Origin of the sequence: Rothia sp. CCM 9418 (genome assembly GCF_048512825.1) — a bacterium.
Lineage (GTDB): Bacteria > Actinomycetota > Actinomycetes > Actinomycetales > Micrococcaceae > Rothia.
In genome coordinates, this window is sequence record NZ_JBLXXX010000001.1 from 551,934 (window position 1) to 570,371 (window position 18,438).

Consider the following 18,438-nt stretch of genomic DNA (forward strand, 5'->3'; position numbering starts at 1 on the left):
CTGAAAACAGCTAAGAATATTTTGCAATATTTTTTTATTGCATTGATAAAAAAGAGATGAGGACTATATGAGCTATACAGTGAGTGATTACCTGTTGGACAGGCTTGCAGAGCAGGGGATTACTGAAATATTTGGAGTCCCCGGAGACTTTAATCTTCAATTTCTAGATCACATCGTAGAACATAAAAATATATCTTGGGTTGGTAGCGCAAACGAACTTAACGCTGGTTATAGTGCTGACGGTTATTCTCGAGTTCGTGGACTAGGTGCCCTTGTTACCACCTATGGGGTCGGAGAACTCTCTGCGATCAATGCTTTAGCTGGCTCTTATGCTGAGCATGTTCCTGTCGTGCATATTGTTGGTGCTCCAAGTAAAGAAAATCAAGCAAACCACCTGAAAATGCATCACACGTTAGGTGATGGTGATTTCTCGCATTTTATGAGAATGGCGCGGGAAGTTTCCTGTGCAGTAGCAGACCTTGACCATGCTACAGCAACGGCTGAAATCGATCGCGTGATTCGTGAAGTAGTAATCCGTCGTCGACCAGGTTACCTCTTGTTGTCGACCGATGTTGCAAGAGTGGAGACTACACCGCCTCGAGAGCCTCTTCAAACTGATGTTGCATTATCCTCTGAAGGTGCTCAAAAAGCCTTTAGAAAGGCTTTGAGCGAGGTTCTTGCAGGGAAAGAAGTGAGCGTTCTCGCTGATTTATTGGTGCATCGTATGGGAGCACGTGAACAGCTTAAGACACTCCTCAAAGAAACGGGATTCCCTCACGCTACATTAATGTGGGGCAAAACTCTTGTCGACGAGAGTGACTCTCAATTTGCCGGAGTATATGCAGGGGTGGTCTCTGATGAGCGAACTAAAGACGCTATTGAGAATGCAGAGGTTCTTATTAGTGCTGGTGTGGAATTTACTGATTCTACTACTGCGGGATTCTCTCAGAAACTTCCCGAGAATACGGTTCATATTCGTCCACAATCTTCACGCCTCGGGCATGAAGTTTTCACTCCATTGACCATTAAAACAGCCTTAGAGATTGTTGTAGAGGTTGCTCGAGAATATGATGCCAAGCCATACCCTCTCCAAAAAGAAGTCAAAGAACAAACTCAAAAGATTGATATGAACGCTTCTTTGACACAAGATACCTTGTGGGATTTGCTTTCTGGAGAGTTGACTCCTGGAAATATTGTTGTTGCTGACCAAGGAACTTCTTTCTTCGGGATGGCGAATAGGAAATTTCCAGAATCCTCAATGTTTATTGGGCAACCACTGTGGGGGTCTATCGGATATAGCTTGCCAGCGATGCTCGGAGCGTCAATAGCAGATAGGTCGTCACGAGGTGTTCTACTTATTGGAGACGGGTCAGCGCAGCTAACTATCCAAGAAATTGGAACAATGCTGCGTGAGAAAATTAATCCGGTCATTATTCTTATTAATAATGACGGATACACCGTTGAACGAGCTATTCATGGGCCGCAACAGCCTTATAACGATATTCACCGTTATCAATGGAACCTTATACCTGCTGCATTTGGTGCAGGTGAAGATGACGTCCTCTTATTTAAAGTCCGAACTGCCCAAGAATTATTAGATGCTTGCCGTATCACTAATAAAACTCGTGATCGCATGGTGTTTATGGAAATTATTATGGATAAAGATGATGTCCCTCAACTACTCAATGACGTTGCGAAGGCTTTAGCACGCGCGAACTCTCAATAAAAAATAGGGTGTTGGTTGTGTTTCACGTGAAACACAACCAACACCCTAATGAGGGCCTTTAGGTGTTAGAGGCCAAGGAAAGGAGCAAACTCTTTCAGAAGAGCTGCCTTAGGCTTTGCTCCAACACTTTGATGAGCGACTTCACCATCTTTGAAAACATAAACTGCTGGAATAGATGTGATGCCATATTTCATTGCTGTTTCAGGATTATTTTCTACATCAAGTTTGAGAACTTTAACCTGTTCGGAATATTCTTCAGCAATTTCATCGATAACAGGTCCAAGCATACGACAAGGACCGCACCATTCCGCCCAAAAATCAACAATGACAGGTTTCTCAGAGCGAAGAACCTCGTCAGCAAAAGTTGCATCAGTTACTTGATTAGCCATAATTATTTCCTTCATATAGTGGTGGATGAAAACTATCTCTATCTAAGAAAGAGATTCAAGATAATGCTGGGCATCTAGCGCCGCAACACAGCCAGAACCTGCAGCTGTAATCGCCTGGCGATACGTCGAATCAATCACATCTCCAGCAGCGAAAACACCAGGGATTGAGGTACGTGAAGAACGCCCATCAACGGCAATAGTTCCAGCCTCAGTCAGTTCTAATATGTCGCGAACGAGGGCTGTGCGTGGATCAGAGCCAATAGCAACGAATACCCCATCTACTACGAGCTCAGATTCTTCTGAAGTCTTAGTGTTAGTCAACGTTATAGAAGAAACTTTATCCTCCCCATTGATTGACTGAACAGCAGAATCCCAAACCATTTCAATTTTAGGATTGTCAAAAGCGCGCTTTTGCATAATCTCTGATGCTCGCAACGTATCACGACGATGAACCAAATATACTTTTGCCGCATGATTTGTTAGGTAGAGAGCTTCCTCAACGGCGGAATCTCCTCCACCTATCACCGCAAGAGTCTTACCTTTGAAGAAAAAACCATCACAAGTGGCACACCACGAAACGCCATGACCAGAAAGTCGCTGCTCACCATCAACATCCAACTTACGATATTCAGAACCTGTTGAAATAATGACAGTCCTGGTCAAAAAAGTAGATCCATCACTGAGGATGACTTTCTTGACCTCACCCTCAAGCTCAAGCGACTCAACATCTTCGTAACGGATATCAGTACCAAAACGTTCAGCTTGCGCCCCAATAGTTGTCATCAATTCAGGGCCCTGAATACCGTCAACGAAACCAGGGAAATTCTCTACTTCAGTTGTTGTCATCAAATCGCCACCAGGGGAAACAGAGGACGCAAAAAGAAGAGGACGTAAATTAGCTCGAGCAGCATAAATCGCTGCAGTGTACCCTGCCGGGCCAGAACCAACAATGATGACGTCATGAATCTGACTGTCCCCAGCCTCTGCAGTGGGTGCAGTCTCTACGGCTGCAGTGTCCACTTTGACGCCAGTAGGAGCAGAGAAAAGACTGCCCAAAGACTCGTTTGGCAAAGTATCCTTCTTTCATAGAAATAGTGTTCATCAAATAGAACCATGATGTAGCTCTGATTATTCCAAACTCTTGAGCCTATGTGAACAACTGCCGCCTGAGGTAGAAAAAGAATACATCAGGCGGCAGTCGAGAAAACGCGTCAAAGAACTTTACCGGGCTGTTACTTCAGCAATGCGCACACCATAGTTATAACCAGCAATAGGCTGACCCAATAGAGGAGCTTCTGTGAACTTCACCAGAACATACTGAATGCCTTCACCCTGCTTCTTCTGGTCAAGTTTGACGTTGACTTTTGGCGCATTGAAAGAGCCTGAACTAACTTCCGTTGCACCATCCAAAGACGCCGTATTGTTGGTATATACCGTAAATGCGCCACCTGAGCCATTGATCTGTTCAATCGTAAGTTCAGAAACAACGGTACGTTCTTGAAGTTGGAATACCAAAGCGAAGGAATCGGTCGCGCCACCAAAATTAGGAGTTGCGAAACCGTAGCTAATCCATGTACTTGCTGGGTTACCATCGAGCATTTGGGGGAGAGTCGTATCCTGATCTGCCATAAAATCTGGAGAAGACGGCACAAGACGAGATGCGCTTATAATCTTTGGCGGAACATGAGAAACGCTTGGAGAAGGTGTTTCTGAAGGCTCTGAGGACTTATTCTGTGAAGGCTTGGCCGTAGCAGAAGTACTGGCGGCAGCTACGTTTTCATTCTCACTTTTCTTCGAAACCATGCCATTGATGGAAGAAAAAACAATAGCTACGCCCAAAACAAGAAGAATAATAGCTGCAATAGCTACAATCCATACTCCACCAGAACGCTGATCATCTTCATCATCAAATTCTGGTTCATCAGGATAATCGTATTCATCATATTCTTCGTCATAAGAGGAATCTTCGACGGTAGATGGAGCTAAAGTCTCGTGATCCTCAACAGCTCGTACCGCAGAAATTGCGGTATCTTCTGGTGTTGGTTCTGATACCTCAGCATAAGGAGTCTTTCCCGTTGCTACCTCATCCCCAAAAATTTCCTGGCCAAGAGCTTCTTGCGTTTCGGAGGAAGCTGCTACTGCCGATGAATCTGCCAAAAGATTCTCTAAAAGCGCTTCGGGGCGTGAATAGGAAGTGACAAGATACGTTCGTCCTTCGCTATTGCCCAAATCAAGCACCTGAATGGGGGAGCGCGATGTCGTGGCAACAAGGCGCGCATTAGCAATCAAACGATCATTATGAGTAGGGGAAGCTACGACAATCGACACGCGTCTATTCAGAACCTGGTCTTTACCTTCCAAAACTGCGTCGCCGTGTTCTGTTTGCGTAATAGCAGCGGTGACACGATAACGCTCACCTAGAACAGTGTTGATAGCAATGGGATGGGAGGAATGTGAATGAGACAAGGTAGCCCTCCAAGGCTCTAAATATTTAAGACGGTGATTCTCTTCTGAATCTTACCCGTTATAACGACGTGTTGGGTTCTGTCTGTTGAAAATAAATCTATATTTTGTGTCGAGATTGGTGACGTTGTGGCATAAGTTTTCGCGCAATGGGGGAGATAAGAGCATCGAGCTCTTGTACTTTAAAGATTTGCAAAGCGATGTAATAGGCCAAAGACATAATAGTTCCGCCTACAGCAATTGTGATGAGAGCCGGAGTTGTTCCTGACCATGCAAACCCATCAAATGAATAGCCGCCAAGTATCCAGAGAACTAGTGAACCGAAAATACCGGCAACGAAGGATGCAAGGCCAACGCGAGCATGAGTCGAAAGAATATTAATCCCGTCGTAGTCCCCAAGATACCTTTTGAGGAAAATATGGCTTAGGGCCACAGAAAGAACATTCTGTAAGGCATAGGCTGCTGCTAAACCAAAGACAATATAGTGCGGGTTAAGTCGGGACGCGAAGAATCCCATCCCAACGATAACTACTGCAGAGATGAGCTGAATAATAAATGGAGTTTTTGCGTCTTCTCTTGCGTAGAGAACTCTTCCCATCATAAAAGAAATAGTGAGGAAAGGTCCGCCTAAAGCAATAATGCAAATTGTTTGAGCAATGAGGGCAGCAGAAATATTATTTCCGTTACCAAATAATACTCCTACCGGTCCTGAAAAAACAATAAGAGCTACAGATAAGAAAATAGTTGCAATAGAAGAAACTCTTAGACCAGAAGATAAAGCATGTATTACATTTTGATGATTATTCTCTTGTGATGCATGGGACATTTTATTGAAAAGGTATGTTGCAATAGAAAGTCCAATAACACCATGAGGTAATGAATACAGCATAGACGAGTAATTGAGCGCCTGAATCCCAGGAACAATTTTTCCATCTTGTGAAATAACGTTTGAAGCAATTTGTATGAGATAAAAGAATGAAAGGTTAGAAACAATTCCAGTAGCTAATGTCCACACTGCTAATTTAACGGACGCACCAAGACCAATACCCCTCCACCCAAACTTTGGGCGAATACGAATACCAATACGACGCAGAGGAATAAGAAGTACTAACGCTTGAGTTACAACACCTAACGTTGCTGATCCTGCAAGAACGACCGTCTGAGCAGTGCTCCACGTGTTCACAGTGTGTAACGGCGGAACAGTGTTAGTTTGTTGACCAAAAACATTGATAAAGAGGATAAGGGCAATAATCGCTACCACATTGTTGATTACTGGAGACCACATAAACCAGCCGAAAGCACCCCGAGCGTTTAGAACTTGTCCGATGATGGTATAGAAACCGTAGAAGAAAATTTGCGGAAGACACCACAACGCAAAAATCAGCCCTAAGGTGCGTTGTTCTTCCGTCCAAGTTCGTCCCATGATGGAGATAATAGGCACAGAACAAGCTACGACAACGACGGTTACAGCGGCGATACCAACAGTTGCTAGGGTAACTAACCGTGAAATAAAGTCTGAGCCGCCGTCATCGTGTTTTGCTGCTTTAATAATTTGTGGGACAAGGACGGCGTTAAAAATACCTCCGGCAACAAGAACATAAATCAAGTTAGGTAGGGTGTTTGCCGTTTCAAAAATAGTTCCCATTGCGGTTCCGGTGCCGATAGCAACGGTAATGAGAATGGTTTTAACGAACCCAAGAATACGGGAAACCATCGTCCCCGATGCCATAATTGCGCTAGATACTGCACCTGTACGTGCCACGTTGTGCCCTTAATCTTTGCTGAGAGAGCTTCTCACGAGGAGAGCTGGTGAATAATGTATTCGCGCGCAATCTCAGCAATTCGTCGTTCGTTCGAAAATGAGAGTTTACGCCCTAAATCGTCAATGTTAACCCAATCGACGGCAATTGCCTCATGATCTGGATCTTTTTCTGTGGTGAGATATCCTCCCGTGGCAGCTAAAAGGTAATGATGAACTGTTTTATGTACTCTTCGTCCGCCGACAGTGAACCAGTAGTCAATGCTTCCTAAAGGAGAAAGAACCTGTCCAGAAATTCCTGTTTCTTCTTCGATTTCGCGTGTTGCCGCTTGAGCGTTATTTTCTGATCCTTCAGGGTGTCCCTTCGGTAAACACCACTCTAAACGCCCTCCGCGGTTCATTCTGGCAATAATAGCTACAGGAAAATTAGGCTTGTCAAGGTCGACGATAACCCCTCCTGCAGAGACTTCTTCTACCGTCGGCAAGAGAGAAATAGGGGTTATTGCCCGCTTCTTGGGAGCCCGAGGTATAGGAAAAGTCATGTCTCTACCTTAACCGATGAAATGAGTCTATGCCTGATTATTGTGTGGGATACGGGTATAACGGTCATTTATCTGGCACGATGGTATGACTATGGCGCATCTTTTTGACTCTTCTATTATTGACCCCATCGCTCTATCCCTTGGCGAGCTTTTCGCGCAGTCTGGGTATGAACTTTCTCTGGTGGGTGGTCCTGTTCGAGATCTTTTCCTTGCTCAAAAAGCAACAGATTTAGACTTCACAACCAACGCTACCCCCGATCAGATTCTAGAAATTGTTGATGACTGGGCTGATACGACGTGGGAAATTGGTAAAGAATACGGAACTATTGGTTTAAGAAAGGGCGATGAAACTGTCGAAATTACTACCTATCGGGCAGAAATTTATCGTCACGATTCGCGTAAACCTGTTGTTTCTTTTGGTGATTCTCTAGAAGACGACCTTTTTCGGCGTGACTTTACAATCAACTCCATGGCGTTGCGTCTACCCTCTTTAGAGCTTGTGGATCCTTACGGGGGTTTTAGAGACTTACGTGCTGGTGTCATTCGAACTCCTGGACGAGCTGAAGATTCTTTCTTAGACGATCCTCTGAGAATGATGAGAGCTGCTCGATTCGCTGCGCGTTTTGATATTGATGTGGCTCCTGAAGTCTTTGATGCTATGACGAAGATGGCTCAACGTATTGACATGATTTCTGCTGAGCGTGTACGTGATGAGCTCATTAAACTCATCACAGCAGCTGCTCCTCGTCGTGGCATCGATCTTCTTGTCGATTCTGGTCTTGCGAATTATGTTTTGCCTGAGATACCGGCGCTTAAATTAGAAATTGATGAGCATCATCGTCATAAAGATGTGTATCAACATTCTCTGACGGTTCTTGAACAGGCAGCCGCTCAAGAAACTGACGAGCAGGGGGCAGTGCCTTCTCCCGATTTCATTCTTCGTTTTGCGGCGTTGATGCACGATATTGGCAAGCCTGCTACTCGCAAGTTTGAGAAGAATGGTTCTGTAAGTTTTTTGCATCATGATGTTGTTGGCGCGAAGTTGGTTAAAAAGCGTATGCGTGCTTTGCGTTTTGATAATGACACAACCAAAGCTGTTGCTCGTTTGGTAGAGCTTCATATGCGTTTCTACGGTTATGGTGATGCTGGGTGGAGTGATTCTGCTGTGCGTCGTTATGTGCGTGATGCAGGGGCATATCTGGAGCGGTTGCACCGTTTGACGCGTGCTGATGTGACAACGCGTAATAAGCGTAAGGCTCAGCGTATTTCCCGTGCCTATGATGATTTAGAACGTCGTATCACGGCTCTCGCTGAGCAAGAGGAGTTGGATGCTATTCGTCCAGATTTAGACGGTGAACAGATTATGCAGATTCTGGGTATTTCTCCTGGTCCTGTTGTGGGTCGGGCTTATAAGTTCTTGCTTAATGTGCGTTTGGATGAAGGTGTCTTATCTGAAGAAGATGCTCGTGAACGTTTATTATCGTGGGCTAAAGAAGAAGGTATTCTAGAGCAATAAGGTCACCTCTATCCCCTAGTGGTTTACATATTCCCTATACAGAATATGTAAACCACTAGGGGATATGTTATTAACTAGATATTTTTATCACCGACTCTTACGCATCTTTAAAGGAAAATTCAAGGTTCGTCCTTAGGGATGAGGTGCTCTTATGGTGAACTTCGTAGAATGAAGAACATAAACCACCTCATACCCTACGCTCAGGATAAGGAGCGATCTTTATGTTAGAAGTTCACCAGCTTACGAAGCGCTACGGCTCAAAAACAGCCGTAGATAACATCAGTTTTACTGTTCCTGATGGGAAAGTTACAGGATTCCTTGGCCCTAACGGCGCCGGAAAATCAACCACAATGCGCATGATCGTTGGTTTAGAAAAACCAACCTCTGGCAAAGCTCTTGTCGAAGGAAAAACTTATAAAACACTCAGCTCACCGATGCTATCCGTTGGTGCTCTTTTAGACGCTAAAGCAATGCATCCGGGACGCTCAGCTATCCAACACCTGCGCTCGCTTGCTTTGACCCATGGAATCTCAAAAAAACGAGTCAATGAAGTCATTGAACTCACAGGTCTTGGCGCTGTAGCTCATAAAAAAGTTCGCGGTTTCTCTCTCGGCATGGGGCAGCGTCTAGGTATCGCTGTTGCTCTCTTGGGGGATCCTCATAACCTCATTTTTGATGAGCCTGTTAACGGTCTTGACCCCGAAGGTGTTATTTGGGTTCGCAACCTTGCTCGACATCTTGCGTCTGAGGGACGTTGTGTCCTCATTTCTTCACATCTAATGAGCGAGATGTCTCAGACTGCTGATGAGCTTATTGTTATCGGTCGCGGTAAGATTCTGGCTCATTCTTCTATTAAAGATTTTCTTGCCCGTTCTGCTGACAACCCCGTTTTGGTGCGAACTGATCATCGTGAACAGTTCGATACACTCTTGCGTGAACGTCAACTCGTTACTAAGGCACACGAAATAGATGGCCTCATGGTCTCTGGTGCTAGCTCCCGCGAAGTTGCTCAGATTGCTCAAGAACACGGTGTTCTTCTGTATGAATTAACACCTCAAATTAGCACCTTAGAAGATGTTTATATGGAACTCACTAAAGACTCCGTTGAATATTCTTCTCACGGAATAGAAGCTTCTCAAGCTGAAGAAACGTTATCTTCTGGTGAAGTTTCTCAATCTATTCCTCAAGCAACAAAAGCAACGATGTTTGAAACAAACTCCCCATCGGATGCACCTTGGTCAAAAGGTTCTACAAAGGAGACAAAATAATGAGCCAGCATACAGCACTTCACACATCATCTGATCAACGTTTACGTTTTGGTGGCATTGTTCGCTCTGAATTTCTAAAATTTAGAACTGTCATCTCTCACCTCGTTATGGGCATTGCCGTATTAGCAATGATGGCAGGCTTTGGCTTCATCGGGGCATTGTCTATCAACTACAGCGAAACTCTTGGGACATCTCTTGATATGCTTCGCAATTCTGCTCAAGGCATTGGTGGAGCGGGTATGTCCTTCACTAGCATGCTTTTTGCATCATGGGCGGTGATTTTTATTGGATCCGAATACTCCACCCGTTCAATCTATACATCGCTAACGATTGTTCCTCGCCGTTCTGCTTTGTACATAGCAAAGTTCATTGTTGTGAGCTTTATCGGATTCTTCTGGGGCTTTATCTGTGCCGCCATTTCCTTCGGTATTGGCTCTTTGGCCATTATCCCAGAGCTATCTCCTCAACTGAATTCAGGGGTTCTTTTGAACTGGGTAGCAGTTGGTCTCTACTGCATGTTTGTATCGTGGATGGGCCTTGGCTTTGGCTCCTTGCTGCGTAACAATGCTGGCGGTATTATTCTGTCTGTTATTACCATTTTGGTAACGTACATTGTTTTCTTATTGTTCCTTCCATGGGACTGGGCTAAAGATTTCACGAACTATCTTCCACTTCCAGTAGGTAGTGAATTGATTTCTTATGGTAAAGCAGACGACGCGAAAATTAGCTATACGATGGCAGCCTCTATCCTTGCTCTATGGGGAGCTGTTCCTGCCTTCTTCGGCTATCTGCGATTCCGTTTTACCGATAGCTAAGAGCTAAAAACTCATGAATCATCGAGGTTCATCGGAATCACTAGACGCCGTCGCTACTGAAGGACGGCGTCTAGTGTTGCAACGCCGTGGAATTATTCGTCGTTGGATTCACGAAAATACTTTTTGGGTTAATCTCTTCTGGGCTGTCAATAATTTACTTTTTGTTTTTCTAGAACTCTTATTCTCCTCAGATTCAGAGATATTTGACCACGATAAAAATGTTACTATTTATTTTTGTGTAGCATTCTTCTTTGCTGCAGGAATATTTTGGAGGGAAAAATTTCCCGTACTATTGATATGCCTATCAATATGTATAGATTTTTTGCAACTACAAATTCTTCAGACAATTTTTACATCTCCAACTGGAATTACCTTCTATATATTTCTTTATTCTGCAGTAGTTAAATACCCTTTTAAAAAATCCCTTCCTATTTTTATTGCCACTAGTATCTTTCTCGTCGTCTTAGGTTTTATCTATTACCCATACATATATGCTGGGATTAGTAGAGGCGGACCTTCTGACGGAAGCTACGATTCGCGATATGTCATCATCAGTTATTCAGTTCTTGGCTTCCTGACGCTTTCGTCTCTTTTGATGAACCTCGTCGTATTTCTTGTCGCTCGACAAGTACATAAGAATCGACTCTTTGACCAAGAAATTATTCGCAGCTTCGATAAGACACAGAAATTAGCTGCCATCGAGGAGCGTCATCGTATCGCACGAGAGATGCACGATGTTGTAGCTCATTCTTTGACGGTCATGATTGCTTTAGCGGATGGTGCTCAAGCCATTAGCGCTAAAGACCCTCAACGCACGTCACATATTCTCAAAGAGCTGTCTGATACGGGACGCAGTGCGCTTGCTGACATGCGAGAGACGCTAGGAGTTCTCCGTGATGAGTCCCCACAACAGCTTTTATCGCCAGTAGAAAGAAATAAGACTCTGGGCATCGATAACCTCAAAGCGCTAGTCGATTCTTTTGGTTCGACGGGTCTTCCTGTTTCTTTTTCTCAGCAAGGTCAAAAATTGCCTGAAGATAGTCAGCTGCATATGACGCTTTATCGTATTATTCAAGAGTCTTTGACTAACGCTTTAAGGTATGCCCAAGACGCACATATTATTGAGGTCCTCATTAAGGTCAATCTGCCCGATATTGTGGTAATTATTGCCAATGATGGCACAAGTGGAATAGAACGTAGAGGTATCTCTCGCAGACAAAATAGCATTGGAAGCGGCAAGGGCCTTATCGGTATTCAAGAGAGGGTTGCTGCTTATCATGGATCGCTTCGTGCTGGAGCGAATGACCGTGGGGGCTGGACTGTTCGTGCTCATTTATTGTGGGAATCAACGAGTCAAACTAAAGACCGTTCCAAAACATCCGAGGTAGAAAATAATGCAAGAGCAACAAAATAGTCCTTTGCGTGTGCTGCTAGTAGACGATCAATCATTGTTGAGGATGGGGTTTCGTCTCGTTCTTGAAAATGCAGGTATTGAGGTTGTTGGCGAAGCATCGCATGGGCAAGAAGCGATTGAGATGGTGCAAAAGCACCATCCTGATGTTGTATTGATGGATATTCGGATGCCCGTTATGGACGGTATTACCGCGACTCAGAAAATTACGAGTATGAGTGATTCAAAAGTCATTATTCTGACAACTTTTGACCTCGACGAATACGCTTTCTCTGGTTTAAGAGCTGGAGCCAGCGCCTTCGTGCTCAAAGATATCCGCCCTGAAGACTTAATTGCTGCTATTCATACAGTCAATGCTGGAGAATCTATGGTGACTCCTACTCTTACTGCTCGGCTCGTGAAAGAGTATGCTGAAGATTCTTCGTTAGGTCGGGCCGCTATTCACGGGTACCAGTATTTGATTGATTCTTTAACTGCTCGCGAAAAAGATATGGTGGGTGCTATTGCTGAGGGGCTTTCTAACGCTGAGATTGCTCAACAGTTTTTCCTCTCCGAGACGACTGTTAAAACACATGTACGGTCGATTTTGTCAAAGCTTAATCTTCGTGATCGTGTTCAGGTTGTTGTTTTCGCGTATGAATCTGGAATGGTTCGTCCACATAGAACTTCTGGTCAGTAGCGTTCGAATCGTGTTTCTGAGGAATAAAACAGCTACGTGAACGGTTGTACTAATAGAGAAATTCTTCCCCGACGATATTTCTAAGAAAGGGGATATTGATGTCAAATAGAGAACATTACACACCGGAATACATGAATCATGGAGGCCGAAACTCCTATCAGGGTTCCCCTTCTACTGTGTATATCGTGAAGCAAAAATCGTTGCTGATTGCGTATATATTGTGGTTTTTCCTTGGGGTATGGGGTATTCATAAGTTGTATTTGAGGCAGCCTATGATGTTTGTTCTGTATCTTCTTTTGCTGGGGATTGGCTGGCTGACGACTCCTATTCTGATTGGATGGGTGTTTCTCTTCCTCCTCGGTGTTTTGATGGTTATTGATCTCTTTACGATGCCAATACGTGTGGGTATTTTGAATTCTCGAGCCTATCGTTATTAATCATGCGATATGCATTGACCTGAGATTCAGTTTTAGATGACATTGGTGTAATTCATGTGACCTTGTGCTGAAATTGGTAAATTTCTGCACTTTATACTGCTCTTACTGTAGAGTAGGTGAAGTCTGTGTACTTTATGGGTAAATCTCCGGCGGTGCACTGACTGTTATACATCTCCTGCTATGGAAATCCCATAGCCGTTTAGCCCAAAGGAGGGGTTTAATCATGCGTGCATACGAGCTAATGGTTATCCTCAATCCCGAGGTAGAAGACAAGGCTGTAGAGCCAACTCTTTCTAAGTTCCTCGAAATCGTTACCAAAGACAACGGCACTATCGACAACATGGATATTTGGGGTCGTCGTCGCTTGGCATACGAAATCCAGAAGAAGACTGAAGGTATTTATGCCGTCGTTAACTTCACTTCCACTCCGGAAACTGCTGCAGAGCTTGACCGCGTTCTTAGCTTGAACGAGTCTGTAATGCGCACCAAGATTATCCGTCCGGAAGACCAGAAAATCTCTTCTAAATAATATTCATTCATGATTTTGATGTGGTTATCAACAAGATTATTTTTACTCTTGATATAACTGCTCTCAGAATGAATTGTTATTTGAAAAACTCTATGAATGGAGGCCTCAAATGGCTGGAGATACCGTCATTACCGTGATTGGTAATCTTACTGGTGATCCTGAGCTTCGTTTCACTCCTAACGGTGCAGCGGTAGCAAACTTTACGATTGCTTCAACTCCGCGTAGCTTTGACCGAGCAAGTGGCGAATGGAAAGATGGTGAAACCCTCTTTTTGCGAGCATCCATCTGGCGTGAGGCAGCAGAAAATGTTGCAGAAACCCTACATAAGGGAATGCGCGTTATCGCTCAGGGGCGTTTGAAATCCCGTTCATATGAGACTAAGGAAGGCGAACGTCGCACTGCGATGGAGCTTGAGGTCGAAGAAATTGGCCCATCCCTTCGTTTTGCTTCTGCGTCTGTTAACCGTAATCAACAGCGCTCCGGAGGTAACTTCGGTGGTGCTCAAGATGCGCAAGGCTACGCCGGCGGTGGCAATAACTTTGCCGCTCCTACCCAGAACAATGGGTATAACGGTTCAGCTTCTGGCGGTTTCGGCGGGGGTAACGGCTATAACGGTGGTGGCTTTGGTGGAGGAAATCCTGCACCACAGGCAGCGCCTGCTCCTTCTGCAGATCCTTGGGGCTCTCAATCTGGTGGAAACTATGATTGGGGCGCTGGTGCAGAAGACGAACCTCCGTTCTAAAGATAACCTTCCTCATTAATCCAAATATCCAACCCATCCCGCGGTATTTTCCGCGGGCTCCCAAAGAAAAAGGAGCACCACGATGGCTAAGGCTGAAATTCGTAAGCCCAAACCAAAGCAGAACCCACTCAAGGCTGCTGACGTAACTGTTATTGATTACAAGGACGTTGCACTTCTTCGTAAGTTCATCTCCGATCGCGGTAAGATCCGTGCACGTCGCGTTACCGGCGTCACCGTCCAGGAACAGCGCAAAATCGCTCAGGCAATTAAGAATGCCCGCGAAGTTGCATTGCTACCTTACTCCGGCGCTGGCCGCTAAAGAGAAGGAGATTAGAAGAACATGGCTAAGATTATTCTGACTCAGGAAGTATCCGGTCTCGGAACTGCTGGCGATGTCGTAACCGTTAAGAACGGCTACGCACGCAACTACCTGCTACCTCGCGGTTTTGCAGTGACCTGGACTAAAGGTGGCGAACGTCAGGTTGAGTCCATTCGCGCAGCTCGTGTAGCTCGCGCTAAGGCTTCTCTTGAAGACGCACAGGCACAGGCAGCTAAGCTTGCTGCAGCTACTGTTACCGTAGCTCATAAAGCTGGCGCTGAAGGTCGACTTTTCGGTACCGTTCGTGCGGAAGCAATTGCAGAAGCAATTGAAGCTGCCGGTCTAGGTTCCGTTGATAAGCGTGCTATCCACCTTGGATCCGCTATCAAGTCCACCGGTGCTTACAAAGTTTCTGTGCGTTTGCACGAAGACGTTGTTGCACAGGTTGCATTAGATGTCGTTGCTGCATAAGTAATGGCTTATTGCATATAGAAGAAGTGTCCTTTCCTGTTGTTTCAACGGGGGAGGGCACTTCTTCTATGTCATCATCATGTTCATTGCTTGAAGAATAGGTCAAGGGATCATGTTTTCATTGGTTTCGTCGGAGAAGGATTCTGCTCCGAAGCTGCGTCCAAGTTTGCAGATGTTTCTGATTGCCTTGGTTGCTGAGCTGATTTCGTTATTGCTGATATCTTTGGGATTTTGGAATAACGTGGGAACGCCTTCTGATAGTTTGACGATTTTTCTCATCTGTGTGGTTCTTGCCGTTATCATGTCGTTACTGTCGAGCATTTTGGCGGTTGTTGGTTTAGCTCGTTACCGACGTTTTAAAGTGCATAATGCACTCCTTTTGCTGGTTTCCTTACTGGCAAATCCTGCAACATTCTTTCTTGCTATCTCTGTTGTGGGATAGTTCTCTACAGAATGAAGTGCTAACGCTTCCATTGGGATAAGTTTTTCTCATAGTATGTTTCACGTGGAACAGCTATTTTGCCACGTGTTTTTATAATGGTTTTCACTAGGTGAATATAGTGAATAATCTTCGGGGTTCTTTGTAAAAATATCTCGACAATTTAAGGTTGATTGTGTCTCAAAATTCTTCTGATTACGGTGTTCGTACTCTTCCTCACGATGATGATGCAGAGCGGTCTGTCCTTGGTGGAATGTTGCTCTCTAAAGATGCTATTGCAGACGTTGTTGAGGTGCTTCGTGGCGAGGATTTTTATAAGCCTGCACACGAGAGTATCTATGACGCAATCATTACTTTGTACGGGCAAGGCGAGCCAGCAGATGCTATTACCGTAACCGATGAACTGACAAAACGCGGCGAGCTATCTCGTATTGGTGGAGCACCTTATCTGCATTCTTTGACGACGTCTGTGCCCACTGCGGCGAACGCGGGATTTTACGCTGAAATTGTTTCTGAACGCGCTATTTTGCGTCGTCTCGTTGAGGCTGGTACGAAGATTGCTCAACTCGGTTATTCTCAAGATGGCGAAGTTGAGGCTCTCGTCAATCAGGCTCAGGGTGAAATTTATCAGATTAGTGATCGTCGCGCGTCAGAGGATTATGTGCCGCTTAAAGAGGCTATGGATCAGACCATTGATGATATCGAGGCTCAGGTTGCTCGAGGTAGCGGTATTAGTGGTGTACCAACGGGATTCTTTGAGTTTGATGAATTAACCGATGGCTTTCAGCCTGGCCAGATGATTGTTATTGCTGCTCGTCCTGGTATTGGTAAATCTACCTTTGCTCTGGATATTGCTCGCCATGCTGCTATTAAGAAGGATATGGCGACGGTATTTTTCTCGTTGGAGATGAGCCGTAACGAAATTGCAACAAAAATTCTTTCAGCTGAAGCTAGGATTAACCTTTCTCGTCTACGTCAGGGAAAACTTGATGAAGAACAGTGGTCTACTCTTGCAGCTGCTGTGGGAAAGATGGATAGCGCTCCTTTGTATATTGACGATTCTCCCAATATGACGTTGATGGAGATCCGGGCGAAGGCACGTCGTCTTAAACAACGCAATAATCTTAAGCTGATTGTTCTGGACTATTTGCAGTTGATGACTTCTGGTAAAAAGGTAGAGTCTCGTCAACAAGAAGTTTCTGAATTTTCTCGTTCCTTGAAGTTGATGGCGAAAGAGTTGGAAATTCCTGTTATTGCGTTGTCTCAGCTGAACCGTGGTTCTACTCAACGTGCAGATAATCGTCCGATGATTTCGGATTTGCGTGAGTCTGGCTCTATTGAGCAGGACGCAGATATGGTTATTTTGCTTCATCGTGATGATGCTCAGAATAAAGAGTCATCACGTGCTGGAGAAGCGGACGTTATTGTCGCTAAACATCGTAATGGTCCTACTAAGACCATTGCTGTTGGATTCCAGGGACATTATTCTCGCTTTGCGAATATGGTCAACGATACGCCACCTAGTATTGAATCTTAGGCTACTGGTGCGTCGTTATGAGGTTTATCGTTTCGTGTTAAAACCATGACGCATAGTGATACGAGTAGTGCTGTGAAAATGATGCAAAACCAGGCTGTGCTGTACCATCCGCTGGTGTTGTAGATTAATCCGCTACCCCAACCAATAACTGCTGAACCTGCATAGTAGGCGAGATTATAGAGTGCTGTTGCTTGCGCTTTTCCTGTTGTGGCTCGTAGTCCTGTCCATCCTGAGGCGATGGAATGCCCGCAGAAGAACCCGAAGGTCAAGAGCAGGACTCCGATAATAATGGCGGTGACGTTTGTGATCATCGTGAGAGCTATGCCAAGGATAAGGAGGGCAGTTGATCCTATCATGACGTTGAGGTTTCCCCATCGTGTGCTGAATCGGGCAGATATTGATGAGGATATTGTGCCTAGTAGGTAGGAGAGGAAGAGCGCTGAGAGAGCTATTTCGGAGAAGAGATAGGGTGGTGCTTTGAGGAGGAACCCTACGTAGTTATAGATGGTTACGAAGGTTCCCATCATGGTGAATGCGTAGAGGTATAGTGCAAGCATTGCTGGGTTTTTGAGGTGTTTTTTGGCTTGTTTGAGGGTATTGCTGAAAGATCCTTTGCGTGGGATGGGCGTGAATCGTCGGGCTTTGGGCAGGCTGATGATAAAGATGAGTGCGGTGATGGCTCCTAGTAGTGAGACTGCTGTGATGGCGATGCGCCAGTCTCCGGTCCATTGGGTGAGGGGGCCTGCGAAGAGTCGTCCGGCGAGTCCTCCTAAGGTGTTTCCTGCGATATATAGTCCGCTTGCTGTTGCTGCGTGGAGTGGGTTTGTTTCTTCGGTGATGAAGGCGATTGCTACTCCTGCTATTCCTGCTAGTGCTGCTCCTTCTGCAAATCTGAGGGTGAGGAGTATGGTGAAGTCGTGAACCCATGGGCTGATTAGTCCGAGTACTGTGGCGATACTGATTGCGATGAACATGGCTTTGCTTTTGCCGTGGATGTCGGCGATGTAGGCCCAGACCATGGCAAAAAGGGCTAGTCCAAGTGTTGCTGCTGAGATTGTTAGTGCTGCACTAGATGGGGTGATGTTTAGGTCGGTTGCGATGGAGGGGAGGATTGCTTGTGGTGCGTAGAGTTGGGCGAAGGTGGCGATGCCTGCGCAGAACATGGCAATGAGCATGTAGATGTATTCGCGTGAGCCTTTTGAATATCCGTTCCAGGGTTCAGGGCTGTGTGGGTGTGTGTTGTTCATGTAGTGGTGTATTTTTCTTCGGATGATGATGCTATTTAGTGGTAATGGTAGTTGCCGTTTTGGGTGCTGGGTACTGTTGTTGGGCTTTATGGGGTGCTCTGGCAGGTTTTTTTGAGCTTTTTTAAATCTTTTTTGTGTGTTGTTTTGTG

General features: G+C 45.2%; 19 protein-coding genes. 13 read left to right on the forward strand and 6 right to left on the reverse strand.

The genetic code is table 11. From position 1 onward, the window contains the following. Positions 1 to 67 precede the first annotated feature (67 nt). Positions 68 to 1,726 carry an alpha-keto acid decarboxylase family protein gene (locus ACN083_RS02645; RefSeq protein WP_419101271.1) on the forward strand — a complete coding sequence of 553 codons (1,659 nt, stop codon included), beginning with the start codon at positions 68 to 70 and terminating at the stop codon, positions 1,724 to 1,726. A 65-nt stretch (positions 1,727 to 1,791) separates the two neighbouring features. On the opposite strand, the gene trxA is transcribed toward ACN083_RS02645, so the two are convergent. The 5 genes from trxA to ACN083_RS02670 form a co-directional block, all read right to left on the reverse strand. After that, a complete protein-coding gene (gene trxA / locus ACN083_RS02650) occupies positions 1,792 to 2,130 on the reverse strand; it encodes a thioredoxin (RefSeq protein WP_419101272.1) in 339 nt (112 codons plus the stop codon). A 27-nt stretch (positions 2,131 to 2,157) separates the two neighbouring features. Continuing rightward, positions 2,158 to 3,186 (reverse strand): thioredoxin-disulfide reductase, encoded by a 1,029-nt coding sequence (gene trxB / locus ACN083_RS02655; RefSeq protein ID WP_419101273.1) that lies wholly within the window; start codon positions 3,184 to 3,186, stop codon positions 2,158 to 2,160. A gap of 150 nt (positions 3,187 to 3,336) precedes the next feature. After that, entirely contained in the window at positions 3,337 to 4,581 is a 1,245-nt protein-coding gene (locus tag ACN083_RS02660; protein WP_419101274.1) for a serine/threonine protein kinase, read from the reverse strand. A 97-nt stretch (positions 4,582 to 4,678) separates the two neighbouring features. Next, the gene (gene murJ / locus ACN083_RS02665) at positions 4,679 to 6,340 is read right to left on the reverse strand and encodes a murein biosynthesis integral membrane protein MurJ (RefSeq protein WP_419101275.1); all 1,662 of its coding nucleotides are present in this window, start codon (positions 6,338 to 6,340) and stop codon (positions 4,679 to 4,681) included. Positions 6,341 to 6,372: 32 nt separating this feature from the next. Beyond that, complete coding sequence (locus ACN083_RS02670) at positions 6,373 to 6,879, reverse strand: NUDIX hydrolase (RefSeq protein ID WP_419101276.1); 507 nt, start codon at positions 6,877 to 6,879, stop codon at positions 6,373 to 6,375. A 91-nt stretch (positions 6,880 to 6,970) separates the two neighbouring features. Here ACN083_RS02670 and ACN083_RS02675 point away from each other — a divergent pair, with 91 nt between their 5' ends. From ACN083_RS02675 to dnaB, 12 genes are all read left to right on the forward strand, one after another. Beyond that, positions 6,971 to 8,395 carry a CCA tRNA nucleotidyltransferase gene (locus ACN083_RS02675; protein ID WP_419101277.1) on the forward strand — a complete coding sequence of 475 codons (1,425 nt, stop codon included), beginning with the start codon at positions 6,971 to 6,973 and terminating at the stop codon, positions 8,393 to 8,395. 221 nt (positions 8,396 to 8,616) lie between these two features. Further along, the gene (locus ACN083_RS02680; RefSeq protein ID WP_419101278.1) at positions 8,617 to 9,663 is read left to right on the forward strand and encodes an ABC transporter ATP-binding protein; all 1,047 of its coding nucleotides are present in this window, start codon (positions 8,617 to 8,619) and stop codon (positions 9,661 to 9,663) included. Continuing rightward, positions 9,663 to 10,478: an ABC transporter permease gene (locus tag ACN083_RS02685; protein ID WP_419101279.1), complete on the forward strand. Its 816-nt coding sequence runs from the start codon at positions 9,663 to 9,665 to the stop codon at positions 10,476 to 10,478. The genes ACN083_RS02680 and ACN083_RS02685 overlap by 1 nt, the downstream gene beginning before the upstream one ends. A gap of 13 nt (positions 10,479 to 10,491) precedes the next feature. Then, complete coding sequence (locus ACN083_RS02690) at positions 10,492 to 11,892, forward strand: histidine kinase (RefSeq protein ID WP_419101280.1); 1,401 nt, start codon at positions 10,492 to 10,494, stop codon at positions 11,890 to 11,892. Further along, positions 11,873 to 12,568, forward strand: a complete 696-nt coding sequence (locus ACN083_RS02695) for a response regulator (RefSeq protein WP_419101281.1) — start codon at positions 11,873 to 11,875, stop codon at positions 12,566 to 12,568. Before ACN083_RS02690 ends, ACN083_RS02695 begins: the two co-directional genes overlap by 20 nt. Positions 12,569 to 12,699: 131 nt before the next feature. Next, complete coding sequence (locus tag ACN083_RS02700) at positions 12,700 to 13,005, forward strand: TM2 domain-containing protein (RefSeq protein WP_419101306.1); 306 nt, start codon at positions 12,700 to 12,702, stop codon at positions 13,003 to 13,005. Between the two features lie 223 nt (positions 13,006 to 13,228). Then, positions 13,229 to 13,534 carry a 30S ribosomal protein S6 gene (gene rpsF / locus ACN083_RS02705; protein WP_419101282.1) on the forward strand — a complete coding sequence of 102 codons (306 nt, stop codon included), beginning with the start codon at positions 13,229 to 13,231 and terminating at the stop codon, positions 13,532 to 13,534. Between the two features lie 109 nt (positions 13,535 to 13,643). Further along, positions 13,644 to 14,276, forward strand: a complete 633-nt coding sequence (locus ACN083_RS02710) for a single-stranded DNA-binding protein (RefSeq protein WP_419101283.1) — start codon at positions 13,644 to 13,646, stop codon at positions 14,274 to 14,276. An 82-nt stretch (positions 14,277 to 14,358) separates the two neighbouring features. Beyond that, on the forward strand, positions 14,359 to 14,595 hold the full coding sequence (rpsR, locus tag ACN083_RS02715) for a 30S ribosomal protein S18 (protein WP_004005948.1): 237 nt from the start codon (positions 14,359 to 14,361) through the stop codon (positions 14,593 to 14,595). 21 nt (positions 14,596 to 14,616) lie between these two features. Beyond that, entirely contained in the window at positions 14,617 to 15,066 is a 450-nt protein-coding gene (rplI, locus tag ACN083_RS02720) for a 50S ribosomal protein L9 (RefSeq protein ID WP_419101284.1), read from the forward strand. Positions 15,067 to 15,178: 112 nt separating this feature from the next. Beyond that, a complete protein-coding gene (locus ACN083_RS02725; RefSeq protein ID WP_419101285.1) occupies positions 15,179 to 15,508 on the forward strand; it encodes a hypothetical protein in 330 nt (109 codons plus the stop codon). Between the two features lie 172 nt (positions 15,509 to 15,680). Further along, positions 15,681 to 17,042, forward strand: a complete 1,362-nt coding sequence (dnaB, locus tag ACN083_RS02730) for a replicative DNA helicase (protein WP_419101286.1) — start codon at positions 15,681 to 15,683, stop codon at positions 17,040 to 17,042. Here the strand turns inward: dnaB and ACN083_RS02735 are convergent. Then, a complete protein-coding gene (locus tag ACN083_RS02735) occupies positions 17,039 to 18,289 on the reverse strand; it encodes an MFS transporter (RefSeq protein ID WP_419101287.1) in 1,251 nt (416 codons plus the stop codon). The two genes, dnaB and ACN083_RS02735, sit on opposite strands and share 4 nt — an antisense overlap. Positions 18,290 to 18,438: the final 149 nt, after the last annotated feature.